The sequence below is a fragment of the Krasilnikovia cinnamomea genome (assembly GCF_004217545.1).
GTDB lineage: Bacteria > Actinomycetota > Actinomycetes > Mycobacteriales > Micromonosporaceae > Actinoplanes > Actinoplanes cinnamomeus.
This window is the reverse complement of record NZ_SHKY01000001.1, coordinates 3607771-3626229: the sequence shown is the minus strand read 5'-3', so window position 1 is coordinate 3626229 and position 18459 is coordinate 3607771. Positions and strand designations below refer to the sequence as shown.

The following is an 18459-nucleotide window of genomic DNA, read 5'->3' as shown; positions in this document are numbered from 1 at the left end:
AGTGCATTCCGAGCTTGAAGTCACCGTGCTGTTGCCGTGCCTGAACGAGGCCGAGACCCTGGAGGTCTGCGTCCGCAAGGCGCTGACCTCCCTCGCCGACCTAGGGGTACGCGGCGAGGTGCTGGTCAGCGACAACGGCTCCACCGACGGATCGCAGGACATCGCCCGCGCGGCCGGCGCCCGGGTCGTGCACGCGCCCCGGCGCGGCTACGGCGCCGCCCTGATCAACGGCATCGCCGAGGCCCGCGGCCGGTACGTGATCATGGCGGACGCGGACGACTCGTACGACCTGTCGAATCTCGGCCCGTTCATCGAGCAGCTGCGCGCGGGCCACGACGTCGTGATGGGCAACCGGTTCCGCGGCGGCATCGCCCCCGGCGCCATGCCGCCGCTGCACCGCTACCTGGGCAACCCGGTGCTCTCCTGGCTCGGCCGGGTGCTGTTCGGGCTGAAGAACGTCCGCGACTTCCACTGCGGCATCCGCGGCTTCGACCGCGACCGCATCCGCGCCCTGGACCTGCGCATGCCCGGCATGGAGTTCGCCTCCGAGCTGGTCGTCCGCGCCCAGCTCAGCGGATACGACCTGGTGGAGGTGCCGACCACGCTGCGGCCCGACGGCCGCAGCCGCCCGCCGCACCTGCGTACCTGGCGCGACGGCTGGCGGCACCTGCGGTTCCTGCTGGTGTTCGCGCCGCGCCGCACGCTGGTCTGGCCGGGTTTCGTGTTGGCCCTGCTCGGCCTGCTCGGCACGAGCGCGCTCGCCCTGGCCCCCCGCCAACTCGCCGGGGTCGAGTTCGACATCAACGCGCTCGTGTACGCCTGCGTCGCCATCCTGGTCGGCGCCCAGTTGCTGCTCTTCGGCGGCTTCGCCGAACTGTACGGCCACTTCGAGGGCATCGTGCCCCGGCGGCCCGACCGGTGGGTGCGCTGGCTCAGCTTCGAACGGTGCATCCTGATCGGGCTGTCCCTGGTGTTTCTCGGCGTGCTCGGCACGAGCGTCGCACTGACCAGCTGGGGCCAGACCGGCTTCGGCCATCTCGACCCGCGCGGCACGATCCGGCTGGTGCTGCCGTCCGCCACCGCGATCGCCCTCGGCGTCATCGGCGTGTTCTCCGGGCTGTTCGCGAGCCTTCTCACGCTGCGCGGCGTGTCCCCCGCGGCTGGCCGGGCGGCCGCGTCCATCCCGCGTCAGATCCGCGGCGATTCCGACATCCCCGCCCCCACGGGCGCGCGGCGCTGAGAGGCGACCCGATTAGTTGTGGACTTCCGGTCAGCTTCGAACCCGAACTCATCATGATCCGCGGGCCGGCTTCAGAGCTGGAGGAACTCCGGGCCGCCGGCCGGTAGCGGCGGGGTCTCGCCCCGCGCCGACGCTCGGCGGGCGAACTCCCGCACCCCCTCGATCTGCCGCTCGCCGAGCGAGAAGTCCAGCGCCCGGAAGTACGTGGCCAGCGTCGCCGCGTCGAACGGCTCCCACCGGGCGGCCGCATTCGCGACCTCGTCCAGCTCGCCGAGGCACAGGTCGCGGGAGCGCTGGAACGCCTCGTGCACGTCCTTCACCACGCCCGGGTGGGCGGCCGCGAAGTCCCGGCGGACCGCCCAGACCGCGAACACCATCGGCAGGCCGGTCCACTCGTGCCACGCCTGGCCCAGGTCGACGACCTGCAGGCCGTTTTGCGGCGCCTCGTACATCGCGCGCAGCGCCGGGTCGCCGATCAGCACCCCGGCGTCCGCCTCCAGCAGCATCTGCGGCAGGTCGGGCGGGCAGCGGAAGTACTCCGGCTCGGCGCCGTACCGCTCCGCCAGCAGCATCTGGGCCAGCAGCACCCCGGTACGGGAGGTGGAGCCGAGGGCGACCGGCCGGGCGTCCAGCTCCGCGAGCGGCCGGGTGGAGATCAGGTTGACCGACAGCACCGGGCCGTCGCTGCCGACGGCGAGGTTCGGCAGCAGCAGCAGGTCCTCGGCGTGCCGCAGGTACTCCACCAGCGAGATCGGGCCGATGTCCAGGTCACCGGCGACCAGGGCGGCGTTGAGCCGGTCCGGGTTGTCCTTGCGCAGGTCCACGTCCAGCAGCGCGCCGGAGCGCATCAGGCCCCAGTAGAGGGGGAGGCAGTTGAGGAACTGGATGTGCCCGACGCGCGGCCGCTGAACGCTCATGCGGGCGACGCTATCCCCGCCCCGCACCGCGCCGCCCGGCGGTGCCGCCGATTCAGTCGAAGAACACCTGGTCCGCGTGGTCGCTCCGCTACCCCGCGTCGAAGGGATTCAGCAGGTCGACCCCGGTGGAGGCGACATCGGCGACGTTACGGGTGACCAGGGTCAGGCGATGAACGAGCGCGGTGGCCACCAACAGTCCGTCTACGACGGGCGGCTGGCGCGGTGGGACGTTCAGCCGACCCCACCGCTGGGCGACCTCCACCGAGACCGGCAGGATCCGGTCGCCGTAGCCGGTGATCAACGTTTTCAGCCAGCGGTCGAGCGCTGTGGCGCGCTCGGCGTCCCGTGGCCGCAGGCGCTCGATGCCCGCTCGAATCTCGCCCACCGTCAACACGCTCAGGTAGACCGAGGCGTGCCGGTGCGCCTGGTGCCATCGCAGCACCATGGGATCGGGCTGAGCCTTGCGCAACTCAGAGACGACGTTGGTGTCGAGCAGGTAGGACACCTCAGCCGGCAAGATCGACCTCCCGTGGCAGCTCACGCGCGCGCTCGATGACCAGGTCGTCCTCGACGAAGGGCTCGGACCGCAGGTGGGTCATCAGGTCGGCATGCGCGCCGCTCAGGCGCCGATATTCGCCGATGTCGATCACCACTGCCACCTCGTGGCCATGCCTAGTGACCACCTGAGGTTCGCCCGCCTCCGCGGCGCGCACGACCTCACTGAATCGCTGCTTCGCCTCCTGCACCTGCCAGTGCATGGCCCCCCACCGCCGTTCCCTCCAGTCCTGATGCCTACCGGCGCCAATCCTGATGCGTTTCGGCCCCAATCCTGATGCCTATCGGCATAGCCGAGCACAAGTCTAGACAGACTAGATAGATTTTAGGCCGCTATCGCGTCGGGGCACCACCCCGGCGCGATATTCGGTGGAGGCTGGGGGCGGGCGCGCCGTACGCTGATGGGCCGCTTGACGGCCGTGGTGAGCAAGCACCGCAGCGGACGTCCCCCCCCCCCCCCCCCCCCCCCCCCCCCCCCCCGCGCCGAGGCCGGCGATCCGGCCCTTCGGACACGCGAGCGAATCCGGACCCGCCGGAGGACGACCTGTGACAACACCTGACCTCGACACCGAACTCGCCGCCGAACGACACCACCTCACCGAATCCCGTGCCGCGCTGGGCCGCATGCGCGACCGGGCCCAGGCCCTGTTCGCCACAGGCGAGAACGTGGCCGGGGACGCCTACACCGCCGAGCAGCTCGGCCGGACCCTGTCGAAACGGGTCGCGGAGCTCGCCGACAATCCCGACACCCCGCTGTTCTTCGGCCGCCTCGACCTGGACGCGGGCGCCTACCACGTCGGGCGGCGGCACGTCACCGACGACGCCGGTGAGCCGATGGTGCTGGACTGGCGGGCGCCGCTGTCGCGCGCCTTCTACCGGGCCAGCGTCCGCGACCCGCAGGGTGTCGCCACCCGGCGCCGGTTCGGCTTCGTCAAGGGCGAACTGACCAGCTTCGAGGACGAGCACCTCGACCGCGGCGAGGAACTCGGCACCAACAGCCGCATCCTGACCGCCGAGATCGAACGCCCGCGCGTCGGCCCGATGCGCGACATCGTCGCGACCATCCAGCCCGAGCAGGACGAGCTGGTACGGGCGGAGCTGACCGACTCGATCTGCGTGCAGGGCGCACCCGGCACCGGTAAGACCGCGGTGGGGCTGCACCGCGCCGCGTACCTGCTGTACCTGCACCGGGAGCGGCTGCGCCGGTCCGGCGTGCTGATCGTGGGACCGAACTCGGCGTTCCTGTCGTACATCTCGGCGGTGCTGCCCGCGCTGGGCGAGGTCGAGGTGGCCCAGGCAACCGTCGACGACCTGATCGCCCGGGTGCCGGTGCGCGGCACCGACACCGCCGCCGCGGCGCTGCTCAAACACGACCCGCGGATGGCCGAGGTGCTGCGCCGGGCGCTGTGGGGGCGGATCGGCAAGCCCACCGAGGCGATCATGGTGTCGGACGGCTCGTACCGCTGGCGCATCGATCCGGAGCCGCTGCGCCGGGTCGTCGACGAGGCACGGCGCGAGGGGCTGCCCTACCTGGTCGGGCGGGAACGGGTGCAGGCCCGGGTGGTGGGGCTGCTGCAACGGCAGTCCGAGTACCGCACCGGGAACTCGCCCGGTGAGGGGTGGCTGCGCCGGATGGCCAAGGTCGCGCCGGTCCGGGACTTCCTCGAAACGGCCTGGCCCGCGGTCACCCCGGAGGGGCTGGTGGTGGCGTTGCTCTCCGACGCCGAACTGCTGGCGCGCAGCGCCGAGGGGATCCTCACCGCCGACGAACAGCAGGAACTGCTGTGGGCCAGGCCGCCGCGTTCGGTCAAGACCGCGAAGTTCAGCGCCGCCGACACCGTCCTCGTCGACGAGGCCACCGGGCTGCTGGAACGCCAGCAGAGCTTCGGTCACGTGGTCGTCGACGAGGCGCAGGACCTCTCCCCCATGCAGGCCCGGGCGATCGCGCGGCGCAGCGAGCACGGCTCGATCACCCTGCTCGGCGACCTGGCCCAGGGCACCGCGCCGTGGGCCGCCGCGGACTGGCGCGACACCCTCGCCCACCTGGGCAAGCCGGACGCGGCCGTGGTGCCGCTGACGACCGGTTTCCGCGTACCCGCGGTCGTGGTCGCCCTGGCCAACCGCCTGCTGCCGGCGCTCGGCGTGGACGTGCCCGAGGCGGTGTCGCTGCGCCGCGACGGTGACCTCGCCATCGTCGCCGTCGCCGAGCCCGCCGACCTGGACGCCGCGGTCCTGGTCGAGGTCACCGCCGCGCTGGACCACGAGGGTTCGGTCGCGGTCATCGCGGCCGACGCCGCGGTCGACCGGCTGCGCGCCCACCTCAAGACCGCCGGCATCCCGGCCGCGACGCCCGACGACGTCGAGTCCGGGGCGCGGGTCACGGTCGTGCCCGCCACGATCGTCAAGGGCCTGGAGTACGACCATGTCATCGTCGCCGAGCCCGCCGACATCGTCGCCGCCGAGCCGCGCGGCCTGCACCGGCTGTACGTGGTGCTGACCCGGGCGGTGTCGCGCCTGTCCGTGGTGCACGCGCAGCCGTTGCCGCAGCCCCTGGCCACCACCTGACCCGGCCGGCGGAATACCGGGGCTTGATCCAGCGGACCATTCCGGCTGCCGCCGGTAACCGGACGCCGCCCAGATGCGGTGGGCGTCGGTGTTGTCGTCCTGCATCATCGCGTCGGCCCGGGAGCCGCCGATCGACCGACGTGGCGGGTCCACACCGGCCCGTTCCGGGATCGTCCGGTCGCGGTGGACCTATCGACATGGGCGGATCACCGGTTCAGCCAGAACTTCGACACTTAAGCCCATCGAAAGGCTGCCGGTGCGACGATTCACCGCGTGAACGAGTGCACCGACCGCAGCGAGGGCCGCGAGCGCCTGCCGAAGGAGGCACCTCCGTGACCGCACCGACCGTCGGCGTACCGACCTGGGTGGACCTGGGGACCGCCGATCTCGACGACGCCGTGCGCTTCTACACGTCGCTGTTCGGCTGGACCGCGCACGTGTCACCCGACCCGGAAGCCGGCGGCTACACGATCTTCAACCTGGACGGGCTGCCCGCGGCGGGCGCCGGGCCGCTGTTCGGCGAGGGGCAGCCCACCGCCTGGAGCACCTACATCGGTACGGAGGACTCCGACGCGGTGGCCGCCCGGGTCCAGGAGGCGGGCGGGCAGGTGCTGGTCCCCCCGTTCGACGTGCTCGACCAGGGCCGGATGGCGGCGTTCCTCGACCAGGCCGGGGCGCCGTTCAGCGTGTGGGAGCCCGCGATGATGCGCGGTGCCGAGGTGTTCGACCGGCCCGGCGCCCTGACCTGGAACGAGCTGACCACTCGCGACGTCGAGGGGTCGGTGCGGTTCTACGGCGCGGTGTTCGGCTGGTCGGCGCGCGACACCTCGGCGGGCGGCCCGCCGTACGTCGTCTGGGAACGTGAGGGCCGCACGATCGCGGGCCTGCAGCCGATGCTGGGCGCGCAGTGGCCCGCCGACCTGCCGCCACACTGGATGGTGTACTTCGCCGTCGCCGACTGTGACGAGTCGGCCGCCCGGGCGTTCGCGCTGGGCGGGCGGGTGGTGCACCCGCCGACCAGCTTCCCGATGGGCCGGTACGCCGTGCTCGAAGACCCGCAGGGCGGCACGTTCGCGATCCTGGCCGGGATCGCCTAGCCAGCCCGGATGCGTGGTGCCCCGCCGCGAACGACTCGCGACGGGGCACCGTGCTGTAAGCGGCCGGACTCAGTTTTCGCGTATCTCTACGGTCACCCCGTACGTCGTGAGGTAGTCGGCCGCCAGTTGCGGACCGGCGTACCGGGGTGGGTGGCTTTCCCACCACGGGTAGTCCAGTAGGCGCGGGATGGGTTCGTCCCGAAGGCATGCGCGGAACCGGTCGTCGATCTCGGCCAGTTTTTCGCGCACCCAGGTCAGCTCGGGATACTGCTGCAGTTCGGGGTCGCGGAGAACCGCGTCCAGTGATCCCCGGACGCCCAGGTCGAAGAAGTACTCGTCGAGGCAGTCGTCGTAGCCCTCCACGACGAAATCCACCACCTGCTCCCAGCGGCTGAGCATTTCGCCCGGCAGGTAGGCACGTCTGCCGGTCGCGGCGGCGGAGGCCTGACGGAACCGCTCCACGAAATCGGGTGTGGTCATCCCCGGGCCACCTCGTCTCGGAAGAACTGCTCCGGCGTCTTTCCCTTGAGGTCCGGCCGGTGGAACGTGCGGATCACCCCGTCCGGAGAGCGGGTACCGAAGTATCCGGTCTCGCGGTCGTACCGGACCAGGGAACCACCGGAGCGGGTGCCCTCCCACGCTCCGGCGGGCTTGGTGTTGCCCATGAACTCGCGGGCCGCCTTGCGGTACTGGGCGTACGAGGTGAATTCCGGCATGTCGGCTCCGCCAGTCTTGAGGGTGCTCTTGCCGTTCTTCAGTACTACGCCCTTGACGTGCTTGGCGTAGTGGAAAAACGCGGCCCCCTCGTTGAGGAAGTCCTTGACCGCGGCGCCCCGCGTCAACTGCAGCACGCTGGGTGTCTTGGCCACGAGGCCGAGATAGCGCGCCAGCGGGCGGAACGCCCCGCCGCCGATGCCGCTCTCGGTGTAGCGCAGCGCCAGCGGGGTGGGGAACTTCGCCTTGAGCCGGTTCTTCAGCTCGTTTCCGCAGGTGTTGGGGCTGTCCCACGGGAACGAGACACCGTGCCGGGTGTTGAAGCAGTAGTCCAGCAGGAGCAGCTCGGCGGCATCCGGATTGCCCTCCAGCCGGTCCCACGAGATGTTGCCGGCCCAGTCGGCGACCCAGTCGTCGAAGTCCCCGGCGAGCTCGGCGCAGGAGCCGACGCCGAGCTTGGCCGGCAACTCGATGCCGTTGAGATAGCAGACGCCGTTGAACTCGATGAGGGTGGTGGAGTTCTCGAACTCCTGCAGGCCCGAGACCGGGCCGTCCGGCCCCTCGGGGTCCGTTCCGCCTCCCGCGCTGCCTTCCTTCAGGAGCGAGACGATCGCGATCTGCAGTGCGTCGTTCGCCGCGCGCATGGCGGCATCGGCATCCTTGCCGGCGGCCCGCGCGGAGGCGCGGGCGTCAGCGGCGGCGGCATAGGCGTCGTCCGCATAGCTCCGGGCCAGGGCCGCGGACGCCGTGGCCTGGCTCGCCGAGCGGGTCGCGGCCCGCGCCGCGGCCCGGGCCTGCGTCGCGGCCGTGCGGGCGGTCTTCGCCGAGGCCGCCGCCTTGTCCGCGGACTCCCGGGCCTGGGCTGCCGACTTCGCGGCGTCGTCGGCGTGCTTCGCGGCGTCGGTGGCCAGGTTCTTGGCCCTGGTCGCGTGTCCGCGCGCGATGTCGGCCTTGCCCTCGGCGTAGGCGGCGGTCTCCGCCGCGAGGGCCGCGTCGGCGTTCGCCAGCACCGCGTACTGGGTCGCCTCGGCCACATAGCCGCGCACGGTGGCGACGTGCGTGGCCGTGTCGAGGTCACGCTGTTGTGCCTTGTACTGGCCGGCGGCGATGAAGTCCCGGGCCATCTGGCGGGTGCCGTCGAGTGCGATCTGGGCGGCGGCGACCACCTCCGGTCCACCCTTCGCCATGATGTCCGCGATCGCGACCCGGTCGTCTCGAGCCGCCGCCTCGTACCGCCCGGTACGCAGGAACGCGTGGACATCGGCCGGGGTGCCGTTCAAGGCCGCCTGCGCCGCCGCCTGGGTCGCCGCGCCGCCGGCCGCCATCACCTCGGCGGCCGCGGCCCGCTCCGCGCGTACGCTGCCCGGGTACGTCGGCAGGTGGAGGAAGTCCACGACCTGCTGATGGGTGCTCTCCTTGAGCAGACCGCGAGCGGCCTCCTGCAGCGCCGGCTCGGCGCTGGTGCCGGCCAGGTTCTCCAGCCGCGCACGGTCGTCCTGTTCGGCCGCGACCTCCCGACCCCGCGTGAGGAAGTCACGCGCCTCGGTCTCGCCACCGGCGAGCGTGAGGGCCGCGGCGGCCCTCGTCCACGGTCCGCCCGTCTCCATCAGCCGCAGTGCCGCCCGGCGCGTGTCGCCGACCACGGTGGTCGCCGGTGCATCCGGGGCCGCCGCCGCGGCAAGCAGCCGCGCGGCCTCGGCGTCGACGCGTTCCAGCTCCGGCACGTCCCAGGCCGGCGGGAGCTGTGCTTGATCCTCGGCCGTACGCAACTCCCGGGCCTGCGCGCGGTCCTGTTCGGTCTGCAGCGCCAGCCGCTGAGCGTCGGCGTCACGGGCCAGGCGGTCCGTCTCGGCGGCCTTGTCCGCCGCCGCCGTCGCGGTGGCGGCCGCCTCCTGCGCGGCCGCCGCGTGGGCCTTCGCATCCCGTGCCGCGTTTTCCGCCTGTCCGGCTGCTGCCGCCGCCCGGTCTGCGGCAGCGGCCGCCTTCTCGGCGTGGTCAGCCGCCTTCACCGCGAGGTCGAATGCCTGCTGCGCCGCGGTCGCCGCCTGCCCGGCCAGCCGCTCGGCCGCGGCGGCCGAACGCTCCGCCCGCGCGGCGAGCGCCCGGGCACGTGCGGCCTCCCGCCGCGCTCGGGCCGCCTCGTTCGCGGCCACGTTCGCGTATCCGCCGGCCTGGTCAGCGGCGTTGGCGGCCTTGTCGGCGTTGCCGATGGCACTGCGCGCCGCCGCGGCGGCGTCACGGGCGGCGTTCGCGGCCTCCACGGCGACCTTGATGAGATCGAAAATGCCGCGCACCGAGGCGGCGGCCTTGCGCGCGTCCTCCGCGGCCCCGCGAGCGGCGGACGCCTTGGAGGCGTCGGTCCGCGCGGCGGCGGCGGCCCGGTTGGCCCGCGCCGCGGCGTTGCCGGCCATGGTGGCGGCGGTGGCCGCCCGGTTCGCCGCGTTGGCGGCCTGCCTGGCCGCCCGGTTGGCCGCGTTCGCGGCACCGACAGCGTCCTGCGCGGCGGCGGCCGCCCGGCTCGCCGCGTCCGCGGCTCGGCCTGCGGCCGCAGCCGCCTTGACCGACGAGTCCCGGGCCGCCGCGGTCTCGGCCGCGGCGGTCCGTGCCGCCGCCTCCGCCTCCGCGGCGGCGGCGGTGGCCCGCGCGGCGGCCCGCTTGGCGGCCGCGGTTTCCGCACTGGCGGTCTGCTGCGCCTGCTTCGCCAGGTTCACCAGCTCGGTCAGGCTGAGCAACTCCTGATCACGGGCGCGCGCCACGTCCTGACCACGCTCGAGGAAGTCGCGCACGTCCTGGGGAGTGCCGCTGAGCGCCTGCTGACCCATCCGGTTGACCTCGGGGCCGCCGACCGCCATGATCGCCGCGACCTCGGCCCGGTCGTCGCGCTGGGCGGCGTCGGTGAGCCCCAGCACCAGGAACTGCGCGACCCCCGCCTCGCCACCCGCGAGGGCCTTCTGCGCAGCTGCCTCGGTGGCCGGTCCGCCGACCGCCATGATGTCCGCGACCCGGGACCGCAGATCGCGCTGGTAGGGCGCTTTGTAGCCCGAGTCGAGGAAGGCGCGGACGTCCGCGGGTGTGCCCCTCAGCGCCGCCTGCGCCGCCTGCGTGACCGCGGGGCCGCTGGCGGCCATCAGTTCGGCCAGCCGGGTCCGGTCGTCGACGACCTGGGACCGGGCCAGCTCGGTGTCGAAGAAGTGCTGGACGTCGGTGTCCGATCCCAGCAGCGCCGCCTCGGCCGCCCGCGACACGGCGAGACCGCCGGTGCGCAGCAGGTCCACCGCGGCGGCCCGGTCGCTGCCGGCGGGGCTTTCGGCAGCGGCGGCGGCAGCCGGGCGGGCCAGGGTTCCCGCGATCAGCAAGGGCGCCAGCGCGGCGGCCAGCAGGGCTCGCCGTCGTGACGGTGTTCCGGCTTTTCGGTGTGAAGTTCGCATATTCCCTCGTTCGGATGGTCACCGGGACGCCCGGCGTCCGCGAAACCGTGGATACGGACTGCCCCGCTGACCGATTCAGTGGTCAGCGGGGCAGTCCGCGGTCGTTCAGGCAGGCAATGGCGGTGTTCGTACGACTACAGGCGCCAGAACTGGTCGGTGTTGGCGTTGCAGTCCCACTGCAGGAGGTGGGCACCGGCCTGCTTGCCGTCGGCCTCGATCGCCAGGCAGTAGCCGCCGTGCTGGTTGCGCAGCTTGGTCAGGCCGTTGGCGTCGACGTCGACGAGCCAGTTCTGGTGCGCGACACCGTCGTCACACGGTTGCTGAACCACGTGCGTCCCCCGGTTCGGCGACGCACCGGCCAGCGAAAGGCACTTGCCGCTGCGGTCGTTGCGCAGCTCCGCGTAGCTGCCGCGACGAGCCCGCAGATGCCATTCGGAGTCGTTGGCGTTGTCGCAGGCGGCGAGCACCGCGTGGGTGTCGTTCCCGGTGGCGCCGCCGGTGCCGATGCACAGACTGCTGGACTCGCTGCGGATCAGACGACCCTCCACCCGCGACTTGATCATCCAGTTCTGATCCAGATTCGCGTTGCAGTGCCACAGCAGCACGTGGCCGCCGTTCTCCTTGGAGTCGTTCTCGATCGCGAGGCACAGCCCGGTGTACGTGTTGCGCAGCTCGGTGTAACCCCGGTCGTCCTTGGTCAACTGCCAGTTCTGATCGGCATTGCCGTCGCGGCAGTGCCACTGCACCACGTGCGTCCGCGGTTCCTTCTTGCCGTCGTCGGTGGCCAGGCACAGGTCGCTACGGTCGTTGCGGACCTCGAACAGGCCGCCGGCGCGGGGACGCAGTTGCCAGTCCTGGTCGGCGGCGCCGCTGCACTTCCACTGGATCGCGTGCGCCCGGGGCTCCATGGAGCTTCCGGTCATGGCCAGGCACATATTGGCGCTCTCGCCGACCATCACGTTGAGGACCGGCTCGTTGAGGTGCTGGCCGAACCAGGCGCCCAGGTCGTCCACCCGGGTCTGGGTGCCGCCCCGCGGATCGTCGGCCCTGCTGCCCAGGCAGCCACCCTGCCCCTTGGCGGTGTGGGTGATCGCGGCCAGCTCCACGGTGCCGTTGACCTCGCGCAGGCCGGGTCCGCCCGCGTCGCCCTTGCACGGACCGACCTGCTGGGCGTCCGATCCGGCGATGTCGAGGACCGCGCCGTCGCCACCGGTGACCTTGAAGGTCGCGGTGCGCAACTGGTCCGGCACCCACTCGGTGGCCGTACGTCCGTAGCCGGCCACCCGCAGCACGCTGTCGGTGGCCGGTGCGGCGGTCGCCAGCCTGACCGGCGCCACGTCGGTGACGGGCACGGCCAGCTTGGCCAGCACGACGTCACGGTCGGGGTGCGGGGCCAGCTCCACCACGGACACCGCGTACCCGGTGTCGGTGCGGGTCAGGTCCGGCCGGGCAATGGTGACCCTGGTCGGGCGGGCCGGGCGGCCTGCGGCGACCGGCTGGCCGTTCTCGCTGAAGCAGTTCTTCGCGGTCACCACCCACCGGGGCGCGACCAGCGCTCCGGTGCAGCTGCGTCCGCCGCTGTCGGCCTTGCCGACGTCGACCTTGGTGACGAACCGGTACTGGTCGGTCGTGGCCGGATCGCCGCCGACCGCAGAGGCCGTGCCGGTCCAGAGCACGGCGGTGGGCAGGGAAAGGGCAAGCAGGCCCGCGAACCAGCTTCGCCGGTTACGGAGAACTTCGCGCAACGTGGACATCCTCTAGCGTGAGATCGGGGGTGTGTCGGCTGCGGACGGTGCGGCGCCGACGGGCGCGGGGGACTCGACGTCACCACCGCGGCGATGCCTGCGGCTATCAGTTCGGCGTGGCGCGCAGTTCGACGACTACGCCCTTCCTCGCCGGGTCGGCCGCCCGGATGGGCTTCGAGGTGTCGGCCGGCACGTCGATCGGCGCGGGCATCCCCTCGACCTTCACGGCGACGTTCTGATCACCGGCACCGACGAGGAAGACGTCCTCGAGTCGCAGGCTCAGCCACCCGGTGTCGCCCTTGACGGCGAAGCAGAAGTCCCGGCTGAGGTTCTCGACCGTGATCAGGTTCGGGTTGTCCTTGTCGCAGTCGGCCAGCGTGATCCGCCCATCGCCCGCGATAAGAGTGATGTCCTTGATGTCCTCGGCGCCGGGATAGGTGTAATCCTCCACGAGCGATCCCGATCCCGCGGCGGCGGCCGGAGCACCGACAGCGGCCGTGATCGTCGGCGCGGTCACACCCACCACACCGCCGATGGCGGTGGCGACAGCCAGAAGACGCAGACTCTTGTGCAAGGAATGAGGCCTTTCTACTCCCCGTGAGCGGGGGCGCCGGTTGGAGTCCCCCCAGCCGTGCCGGGCACGGTGTGGGTGGCTGCTCTCCTGGCTCCGTGGCAACGCGTACGACGCGATTCCCCCTCTGACCACGGGTCGTGAACCCTACCGATGCCCTCTCGGAAAGATCAATTCCGTTCGAACTTTCGTCGGGTAGGCCACATCCAGCGCGGCGTCGTTCCACCGGCGGGCGCCGGTGGAACGACGGGTGACGACGCGGCGGTCAGCAGTACTGGGACTGCTTGCCGATCACCTTGTACGGGCAGTCCGCCACCTCGGCCAGTTGCAGCACCGCCTCGCGGTTGCGGGTGGTCTCCCGGGTGATGACGCTGCCGGGCGGGTAGAAGCCGCCCTGCGCCGAACTGGTCGGGTACATCTCGAACGTGTACGCAAAGATCTTGTGCGTGGCCCACAGCCAGTCCAGCGAGCTGCCATCGGTGATGTACAGGTCGCTCGCCTGCTGCGGCGTGTAGTTGTTCGTGGCGGCCATCTGCCGGCCCAGCGTGGCGAACGTGTTGTTGTCGTCCGCGGTCATGCCCGGGCCGGTGTCGGCGTTCGTGTAGCCGTACGGCCACAGCACCAGTTCGGAGTACGAGTGGAAGTCCAGCGTCGTCTTGATCTGCTGCTTTCCGCCGACGACCCGGCTGTTGACGAAGTCGCGGATGACCCTTGTCTCCGGCGCCGACCACGCGGACGGGCCCCGGTACGTATCCGACGACGGGCTGCCCGAGGAGCCGCCGCAGCAGCCCCAGTTGTAGCCGTAGTTGCGGTTCAGGTCGGTGCCGATGTAGCGGGAGCCGCTGTTGGGCTCCCGGTTCTTGCGCCACGACCGGTAAGAGCCGGTGGCGATGTCATACTCGGCGCCGTCCGGGTTGACCGACGGGATGATCCACAGCTCCCGGGTGTCCACGATGTTCTTGACCCGGGTGTCGGTCGCGTAGTTGTCCGCGTACAGGTGCAGCAGGTAGACGGCCATCTCCACGGTGAGGTGCTCGCGCGCGTGGTGGTTGGCGTCGTACAGCACCTCGGGCTCGGTCTCGTCGGTGGCGACGTTGTCGGAGATCTTCACGGCGACGATCTCCCGGCCCTCGTAGGACGTGCCGAGCACGTACTTCTTGGCGATCGACGGGTAGCGGGCGACGATCCCGTCCACCTCGGCGACCATCTCTGCGTAGTTGTGGTAGGCCGCGTCGCGGGACGGGAAGTCCAGCGGCTGCACACCGGCGTCCGGACGGCCGTCGGCGACGGGCTTGACCGTATACCCGAGTGCGCGCAGCGCCTGCACCTCGGCGCGGGTGGCGGTCACGGTGACGACGGCGTGCTCGACGTCGTCGATGGCGGCACCCGTGCGCGCGATCGCGTTGAGCTGGGCGCGCCTACGGACGTCGTACACCTCGTACTGGGCGGATGAGTCGGCGGATGGGCCGGCGCCTGGTTCCGCGGTGACGGGGCGGGCGGCGGCGGACTGGGCCGGGGCGGCGGACGCGGTGAGGGCGAGCCCGATCGCGGCGGCGGCGAGTGTGGCGACACGTCGTCTCATGAACGACCTCCGGAGATAGGGAGGGGTCCCTTCTCGTCACTGCATCACCGGGGATAGATCGTTGGCAATGGATCTGCCGTGCTGCCGGTCATGCCAAACTGCCCCCTACCCCGGCGTGATGGATGCCGTTGGCGCTGGTCGGGCAGGCGTCGCTCAGTGTGCCTTGCCGTTGGACGCGGCCGCGTCGGCACCGTCGTCGCCCCCGGACGGCTCGGCGGCCCGGCCGCTCGCGGCGGCCGTGTCGTCGCCCGCCAGCGCGGCCCGGTCGCTCGCTGGGGCCGTGTCGTCGCCCGTCGGTGTCGCCCGGTCGCCCGCGGCGGCGGCGGACTCGTCGCCGGCCAGCGCGGCCCGCAGCCGGTTCTTCTCCGCCCGGCGGCGGTCGGCGGCTCCGGCGAGCTGCTCGGCCATCTCATTGCGCCAGCGTGCCAGCAGGAAGTACGAGAAACCGGCCGACGCGACCAGCGCGATCATCGCCTTGACGAGCAGGTTCAGCGGCACCGGCAGGAGCAGCACGAAGACCACCACGAACAGGCCGAGGCGGCCCAGCGTGTATTTGATGGACGCACTCATGACGCTTCCCTCTCAGCCGGCCCGGTGGCTCAGCCACCGGAGGCCGTAGAACCAGACCAGGCAGTACACGACCGTACCGGCGGCCGCGCCGACCGCCCCACTGACCAGTGCGGGGAACGTGGCGGCGGCGAGCCCCGCCATGGTCATCCCGATTGCCAGGCCGAATCCCGCACCGAGGCCGGTGACGATGATCCGGTTCGCGCCGTACCCGGCGGCGCGGAACTCCTCGACGAACAACCAGCCGGGCAGGACCACGGCCAGCCAGCCGCTGGCGTCGCCGAACACCGACAGCCGCAGCAACGCCATGATCCCCTCGAAGATCAGCAGGATCACCAGGCCGCAGAGCAGCCCGGCCAGCGCGACGCCGAGCAGGTCACCCGCGGTAGCCAGGCGCCCGTCGGCCGTGCGGCGGGGGCGACGGCGCTCGCTTGCGGTCTCGGTCATGACATCCCGAGGGTACGCCGGGGGCTACGCCCAGACCTGCTGGGGCTCACTGCGCCGGTCGGCCAGCGACACGGGCTTCGGATACTCGCGGACCACCTCGTAGCGGGTGTTGCGCTCGACCGGCTGGAAGCCGGCGTCCCAGATGAGGTTGAGCAGGTCCTCGCGGTGCATCGTGTTCGGCGTGCCGTACGAGTCGGCGTCGTGCGTGATCTTGTACTCCACAACGGAACCGTCCAGGTCGTCGACGCCGAAGTTGAGCGAGAGCTGGGCGACCGACAGCCCGTGCATGACCCAGAAGCACTTCACGTGCGGCACGTTGTCGAGCATCAGCCGGGACACCGCGAACGTCTTGAGCGACTCGGCGGGCGCGGCCATGGTCGTCCGCGCCTGCAGCTTGTTACGGATCTTGCCGTCCGCGGAGTCGACGAAGTCGTGCTGGTACCGCAGCGGGATGAAGACCGCGAAGCCGCCCGTCTCGTCCTGCAGCTCGCGCAGGCGCAGCACGTGGTCGACCCGGTGACGCGGCTCCTCGATGTGGCCGTACAGCATGGTGGCGGGGGTCTTCATGCCCTTGGAGTGGGCCAGCCGGTGGATGCGCGACCAGTCCTCCCAGTGGCAGTTGTGGTCGACGATGTGCTGGCGGACCTCCCAGTCGAAGATCTCGGCGCCGCCGCCGGTGAGCGACTCCAGCCCGGCGTCCATCAGCTCGTCGAGGATCTCCGTGGCGGGCAGGCCGCTGATCTTCTCGAACCACTGCACCTCGGTGGCCGTGAAGCACTTGAGGTTGACGTTCGGCAGCGCCGCCTTCAGCTCGCGCAGCACCTTGGGGTAATACCGCCAGGGCAGCGTCGGGTGCAGACCGTTGACGATGTGCAGCTCGGTGAGCTGCTCGTCCTCCATCTCCTTGGCCTTGCGCACGGCCTCGTCGATGCGCATCGTGTACGCGTCCTTCTCGCCCGGCTTGCGCTGGAAGGAGCAGTACGCGCAGCTGGCGGAGCAGACGTTCGTCAGGTTGAGGTGCCGGTTGACGTTGAACATCACCCGGTCGCCGTTGAGCTCGGTACGCCGGTGGTGCGCCAGGCGACCGAGCCAGGCGAGATCGTCGCTGGCGTACAGCGCCTCGCCGTCCTCGCGCGTCAGCCGCTCGCCCGCGTAGACCTTGGCCTCCAGGTCCCGCTTCAGTCCGGCATCCATCTGGGCCCCTCTCCCGTTCGCTCGCCGTCGAGCCTACGTCCACCCCCCGACAGCCGGTCCGGGAGATCAACCATGGCGGCGGGGTCCGCCGGTCGTCCTGTGACAAATCAGCAGCCTTTAGGCCCAGACCGATCGACAGAGATGCGCGGCGCGGTGTATGAACCTTTGGGGGGACGGTAGCGGCGGGCTGACGACCGACGCGGACGGGGAGCAGATGACAGCGGACACGCAATACGCAGCGGGCCAGCCGCGTCGTGCGCGTCACCGTCCGCGCACACTCGCGTACTCTGCGGTGACCGCCGCGGCGATCGCCGCGCTCTTCCAGCCGCTGCCCGCCTTCGCCGCGCCCGGCACGCCCGCCCCCAGCGTCCCCGCGGCGCCCGCCTTCCCGGGCGGGCCCGCCGCCGTGCCGGACGCCGGATCCCGCCCGATCCCGCTCGGCACGCTCGCGCTGCCCGGCCAGGTCACGCCGACGACGGCCGCCACGACCTCACCGACCCCCGGCGTGCCCGTCAACCCGCTGCTAGCCAAGATCGAAAAGCGCCGCGCCGACATCGCCACCCTCGGCGACCAGCTGATCAAGCTGGGCGAGGAGCGGGACATCGCGCGCCAGCAGGCCGCGGCCGCCGACCAGAAGGTCACCCGGACCCAGGCCACCCTGGTCGTCGCCCAGCAGGACGCCGCCACTGCCGCCGAGAACGCCATCCGCGACGCCGCCGCCCTGCCGCCCGGCGCGCTCGGCTCCGGCCTGCAGGATCTGGACTCGCTCGCCCAGATCGAGCGCGGGGACTCCCCCGGCGAGCAGATCGCGGCCCGGCAGCTCGTCATCGCGCAGGAGGCCCAGCAGATCGCCCTCGACGAGCAGCAGGTCGCTACGACCCGCGCCACCGAGGTCACCGGCCGCTACGACCGGCTCAACGCCGACATCGCCAAGAAGCAGGCGGCGCTGCAGAAGCTGGAGCAGCAGAACGCCGACGCGCTGAACCAGGCCGAGGCCCTGGAGAGCGCCGCGGACGCCCGCCTGGGCGCCGGCTACCTGTCCGGCGCGGACTCCGGCCGCGGCGCCGACCCGCGCGCGGTCGCCGCGGTGCGCTTCGCCCTGGCCCAGCGCGGCGATCCGTACGTGTGGTCCGAGGAGGGCCCCGACGAGTACGACTGCTCCGGCCTGATGTACGCCGCCTACCGCAGCTCGGCGGCTGGGCAGTTCCCGCTGGCCCGGGTGTCCCGCGACCAGTACTGGCAGACCCGCAACAAGGTCGTCGACCGGTATTCGCTGCTCCCCGGCGACCTGCTGTTCTTCAGCAACACGTCGAGCTGGACGGGCATCCACCACGTCGCCATGTACGCGGGCGACGGCATGATGGTCGAAGCACCGCGCACCGGCCTCACGGTGCGCCTCGTGCCGGTCCGCTGGACCCGGCTCTTCCAGGCCACCCGGGTGTACGGCTCGGTCGACGGCCCCACCGAGGGTCCGGACCTCTCCTCGCCCGCCCCCAAGCCGAAGCCGGCCAAGACCCAGCCGCCGCGGCCGACGTCCAAGCCCACGACGACCAAGCCGACCACGAAGCCCACGACCACGAAGCCGAGCACCCCGGCCACACCCGATCCCGACCCCACGAGCAGCACGCCCTCCACCGAACCGTCCACCCCGACCGACACTCCGCCGTCCTCCTCCGCCGCGGCGGAGGGCGCACCGCCCAACGGCACGAGCGGCTCGGCCAACTCGTCCGGCGGTACGGGGTCGATCGGCTCATCGGCGGAGAACACGTCCGGCTCCCGCAGCGGCGCCGCGTCCAGCTCGGCCTCTTCAGACGCGAGCGACGGCGAGTAGCGCTCG

Annotated in this window: 14 protein-coding genes and 1 pseudogene; 4 read left to right on the top strand and 11 right to left on the bottom strand. The window is 71.8% G+C overall.

Annotation, left to right across the window (positions count from 1 at the left end):
• Position 1 precedes the first annotated feature (1 nt).
• Positions 2 to 1240 carry a glycosyltransferase family 2 protein gene (locus EV385_RS16405; protein ID WP_207229847.1) on the top strand — a complete coding sequence of 413 codons (1239 nt, stop codon included), beginning with the start codon at positions 2 to 4 and terminating at the stop codon, positions 1238 to 1240.
• Positions 1241 to 1311: 71 nt separating this feature from the next.
• On the opposite strand, the gene EV385_RS16400 is transcribed toward EV385_RS16405, so the two are convergent.
• The 3 genes from EV385_RS16400 to EV385_RS16390 form a co-directional block, all read right to left on the bottom strand.
• A complete protein-coding gene (locus tag EV385_RS16400; RefSeq protein ID WP_130510251.1) occupies positions 1312 to 2157 on the bottom strand; it encodes a menaquinone biosynthetic enzyme MqnA/MqnD family protein in 846 nt (281 codons plus the stop codon).
• Positions 2158 to 2245: 88 nt separating this feature from the next.
• On the bottom strand, positions 2246 to 2662 hold the full coding sequence (locus tag EV385_RS16395) for a type II toxin-antitoxin system VapC family toxin (RefSeq protein WP_130510250.1): 417 nt from the start codon (positions 2660 to 2662) through the stop codon (positions 2246 to 2248).
• 1 nt (position 2663) lies between these two features.
• Positions 2664 to 2915, bottom strand: a complete 252-nt coding sequence (locus EV385_RS16390) for a type II toxin-antitoxin system Phd/YefM family antitoxin (protein ID WP_130510249.1) — start codon at positions 2913 to 2915, stop codon at positions 2664 to 2666.
• Between the two features lie 343 nt (positions 2916 to 3258).
• Here EV385_RS16390 and EV385_RS16385 point away from each other — a divergent pair, with 343 nt between their 5' ends.
• Together EV385_RS16385 and EV385_RS16380 are read left to right on the top strand one after the other, a co-directional pair.
• Entirely contained in the window at positions 3259 to 5277 is a 2019-nt protein-coding gene (locus EV385_RS16385; RefSeq protein ID WP_130510248.1) for a HelD family protein, read from the top strand.
• Between the two features lie 332 nt (positions 5278 to 5609).
• On the top strand, positions 5610 to 6374 hold the full coding sequence (locus tag EV385_RS16380; protein ID WP_130510247.1) for a VOC family protein: 765 nt from the start codon (positions 5610 to 5612) through the stop codon (positions 6372 to 6374).
• 69 nt (positions 6375 to 6443) lie between these two features.
• Here EV385_RS16380 and EV385_RS16375 read toward each other — a convergent pair whose 3' ends face one another.
• The 8 genes and pseudogenes from EV385_RS16375 to mqnE all read right to left on the bottom strand — a co-directional run bounded on the left by EV385_RS16375 (position 6444) and on the right by mqnE (position 16622).
• Positions 6444 to 6854 carry a hypothetical protein gene (locus tag EV385_RS16375; protein WP_130510246.1) on the bottom strand — a complete coding sequence of 137 codons (411 nt, stop codon included), beginning with the start codon at positions 6852 to 6854 and terminating at the stop codon, positions 6444 to 6446.
• Positions 6851 to 10516 carry an ALF repeat-containing protein gene (locus tag EV385_RS16370; protein WP_130510245.1) on the bottom strand — a complete coding sequence of 1222 codons (3666 nt, stop codon included), beginning with the start codon at positions 10514 to 10516 and terminating at the stop codon, positions 6851 to 6853. The genes EV385_RS16375 and EV385_RS16370 overlap by 4 nt, the downstream gene beginning before the upstream one ends.
• A 134-nt stretch (positions 10517 to 10650) precedes the next feature.
• Positions 10651 to 12261: an RICIN domain-containing protein gene (locus EV385_RS16365; RefSeq protein ID WP_165449508.1), complete on the bottom strand. Its 1611-nt coding sequence runs from the start codon at positions 12259 to 12261 to the stop codon at positions 10651 to 10653.
• Between the two features lie 106 nt (positions 12262 to 12367).
• On the bottom strand, positions 12368 to 12712 hold the full coding sequence (locus EV385_RS16360; RefSeq protein WP_130510243.1) for a hypothetical protein: 345 nt from the start codon (positions 12710 to 12712) through the stop codon (positions 12368 to 12370).
• Positions 12713 to 13100: 388 nt separating this feature from the next.
• Positions 13101 to 14414 (bottom strand): annotated as a pseudogene (locus tag EV385_RS16355) (M14 family metallopeptidase); the annotation flags it as partial.
• A 153-nt stretch (positions 14415 to 14567) separates the two neighbouring features.
• Positions 14568 to 14984 carry a DUF4229 domain-containing protein gene (locus tag EV385_RS16350; protein WP_130510241.1) on the bottom strand — a complete coding sequence of 139 codons (417 nt, stop codon included), beginning with the start codon at positions 14982 to 14984 and terminating at the stop codon, positions 14568 to 14570.
• Positions 14985 to 14996: 12 nt separating this feature from the next.
• Complete coding sequence (locus EV385_RS16345; RefSeq protein ID WP_165449507.1) at positions 14997 to 15428, bottom strand: hypothetical protein; 432 nt, start codon at positions 15426 to 15428, stop codon at positions 14997 to 14999.
• A 24-nt stretch (positions 15429 to 15452) separates the two neighbouring features.
• Positions 15453 to 16622: an aminofutalosine synthase MqnE gene (gene mqnE, locus EV385_RS16340; RefSeq protein ID WP_130510240.1), complete on the bottom strand. Its 1170-nt coding sequence runs from the start codon at positions 16620 to 16622 to the stop codon at positions 15453 to 15455.
• A gap of 292 nt (positions 16623 to 16914) precedes the next feature.
• Here mqnE and EV385_RS35690 point away from each other — a divergent pair, with 292 nt between their 5' ends.
• Positions 16915 to 18453: a C40 family peptidase gene (locus EV385_RS35690; protein WP_278044987.1), complete on the top strand. Its 1539-nt coding sequence runs from the start codon at positions 16915 to 16917 to the stop codon at positions 18451 to 18453.
• Positions 18454 to 18459: the final 6 nt, after the last annotated feature.